This window comes from Rhodocyclus purpureus (assembly GCF_016653115.1).
GTDB lineage: Bacteria > Pseudomonadota > Gammaproteobacteria > Burkholderiales > Rhodocyclaceae > Rhodocyclus > Rhodocyclus purpureus.
Genome location: NZ_NHRX01000003.1, coordinates 1 through 2,886, shown reverse-complemented (window position 1 = coordinate 2,886; position 2,886 = coordinate 1). Strand labels below are relative to the sequence as shown.

1 protein-coding gene is annotated in these 2,886 nt (G+C 68.8%); it reads right to left on the bottom strand.

Features of this window, described 5'->3' with window-relative positions; genetic code table 11:
- Nucleotides 1-174 precede the first annotated feature (174 nt).
- On the bottom strand, nt 175-2,886 hold a 2,712-nt coding region (locus CCR84_RS00145), incomplete at its 5' end, for a magnesium chelatase subunit H (RefSeq protein ID WP_201208912.1).

Sequence of the window (2,886 nt, the reverse complement as noted above, 5' to 3'; positions counted from 1 at the left end):
TTGTGAAGCCATGAGGAGCGCCCGGCGTCCTGCTCGCCGTGCGCTGCCACGCCTACTTGCCTCTCCCCGGCCTTGCTGAACTGGCTCACAGGGCGCTGCCGAGTCTGCAATGCATCCTCGGCCGCACACGTTCGCGGCTTACGCCGCTCCCACAGGCGCTCCCACAGCCAAAGGTCAGGCAGCGATCCCCATGTCCACGCCTTCGATGCGATCCTCCAGATCCTCGCTTGCGCGGCGCAGGGCTTCGAGCACGTCCTCGTCGGGCGACCAGTACTGCCGCTGCTGCGCTTCCAGCAGGCGGTTGGCGAGCTTGGCCGACGCGGTCGGGTTCAGCTGCGCCAGGCGCTCGCGCATCTCCGGGTCGAGCATGTAGGTCTGCGTGATCTGCTGATACACCCACGGCGCCACTTCGCCGGTCGTCGCCGACCAGCCCATGGTGTTGGTGACGTGCTCCTCGATCTGGCGCACGCCCTCGTAGCCGTGCTTCAGCATCCCCTCGTACCACTTCGGGTTGAGCATGCGCGTGCGCGTCTCCAGCGCCACCTGCTCGCCAAGCGTGCGCACGACGCCGTCGCCGCGCGTCTGGTCGCCGATATACACGGGCGCCGCCTTGCCACCGCGGGCACGGCTGACCGCCTTGCTGATGCCGCCGAGCGTGTCGAAGTACACGTCCTGCGTGGTGACGCCGAGCTCGACCGATTCCAGGTTCTGGTAGGTGAGCTCGACGTCGGCCAAGGCGCTCTGCAGCAGCGCCGCCTGCTGCACGGGCTTGCCCTTCCGGCCATGCGCGAAGCACTTCCGGCGCGAGTAGGTCTCGGCCAGTTCGTCGCCGTCTTCCCAGCGGCCGTTGTCGATCAGGCGGTTCACGTTCGAGCCGTAAGCGCCATCGGCGTTGGAGAAGACGCGCAGCGCCGCGGTCTCGATGTCGCAGCCGTGCTGGGCTTGGTAGGCGAGCGCGTGCTTCCTGATGAAGTTCTGCTCTTCCGGCTCGTCGGCGATCGCGGCGAGGTAGGCGGCTTCGGCCAGCAGCCGCGTCTGCAGCGGCAGCAGGTCGCGGAAGATGCCGGAGAGGGTCATCACCACGTCGATGCGCGGGCGGCCGAGCTTCTCCAGCGGGATCAACTGTGCGCCACCGAGGCGGCCGAAGGTGTCGAAGCGCGGTTCGGCACCCATCAGCGCCAGCGCCTGGCCGATCGGGCCACCTTCGCTCTTCAGGTTGTCCGAGCCCCACAGGACCAGCGCGATCGACTCGGGCAAGGGGTTGCCTTCGCTGAGGTGGCGGTCGAGCAGGCGCTGCGCCTGGCGCGCGCCGTCCATCAGCGCGAAGGTGGAGGGCAGGCGGAACGGGTCGAAGCCGTGCAGGTTGCGTCCGGTCGGCAGGATCGCCGGCGTATGCACGAGGTCGCCGCCCGGCGCCGGACGCGTGAAGCGGCCGTCGAGCGCGCGCAGGATGGCGTTGATCTCGTGCTCCTGTTCGAGGATGCGGTCTGTCTTCTGCAGTTCCTTCAAGACGGTGACGACATCGTGGCTGACCGGCTTGCCGGTGAGCGCGGCAAACGCCGCGGCGACGCCTTCGGGCGTCTCGCCGTCGACCAGTTCGGCGATCACCTCGGCCGGGATCACGGTGCCGTGCGAGGCTTCGGCGAGCGCGCGCAGGAAGTCGATGCGCTCGGCACGACTCGGCGCGACGCCGACCACGTGCAGGCCGTGCGGGATCAGCGTCTGTTCGAGTTCGACGATCGCTTCCTGGAGCTTCGCCAGACGCGGGGTCAGCTCGTCGAGGTCGATCGGCCACGACGGTTCGGCTTCGGCGAGATCGACGGCGGCGGCCTGGATCTGGATCAGCGCGACGAGGTCGGGAATCTCCGGCGAGGCGGCGGCTTCTTCCGGCGAGTAGGCGCGCCAGCGTTCGAGCGAGGCCTTCAAGTCGGACAGCCCGCGGTAGAGCCCGGCCTGCGCGATCGGCGGCGTCAGGTAGCTGATCAGGGTCGCTGCCGAGCGGCGCTTGGCGATCGCGCCTTCGGACGGGTTGTTGGCCGCGTACAGGTAGAGGTTCGGCAGGTCGCCGACCAGGCGGTCGGGCCAGCACGAGGACGAGAGCGCGGTCTGCTTGCCGGGCATGAACTCGAGCGCGCCGTGCGTGCCGAAGTGCAAGGCGGCGTTGGCGCCGAAGTCTTCCCTGAGGTAGCGGTAGAAGGCCGAGAAGGCGTGCGTCGGCGAGAAGCCCTTCTCGAAGAGGAGGCGCATCGGGTCGCCTTCGTAGCCGAACGAGGGCTGGATGCCGACGAAGACGTTGCCGAACTGGCGGCCGAGGATGAAGATGTTCGAGCCGTCGCTGTTCTGGCGGCCGGGCGCCGGGCCCCACTGTGCCTCGATCTCGGCGAGGTACTGCTCGCGGCGGACGTGCTCGTCGGCGGGGATGCGCGTGTGCACGTTGGCATCCGCGCCGAAGGTCGCGGCGTTGCCGACGATGATCGAGTTGCGCAGCTCGTCGGCGTTGGCCGGGATGTCCTCGACCTTGTAGCCGGCGGCCTTCATCGCGGTCAGCGTGTTGTGCAGCGAGGCGAACACCGAGAGGAAGGCGGCGGTGCCGATGTTGCCGGCGTTCGGCGGGAAGTTGAAGATGACGATCGCCACCTTGCGCTCGGAACGCGGCAGGCGTTTGAGTTCGACCTGGCGCGCGACGCGGTCGGCGAGCACGTCGATGCGCTCGTCGCAGCCGTTCATGTCGCGCTCGACGTCGGGATCGGTCGGCAGCTCGCAGTTCTTGGTGCAGCCGGCGCAGCGGCCGACGCCCTGCGCGATGCGGCCGCCGAAGACCATCGAGCCGGTGGCGCCGTCGAGTTCGGGGATGGCGACCATCATCGTCGACTCGACCGGCATCAG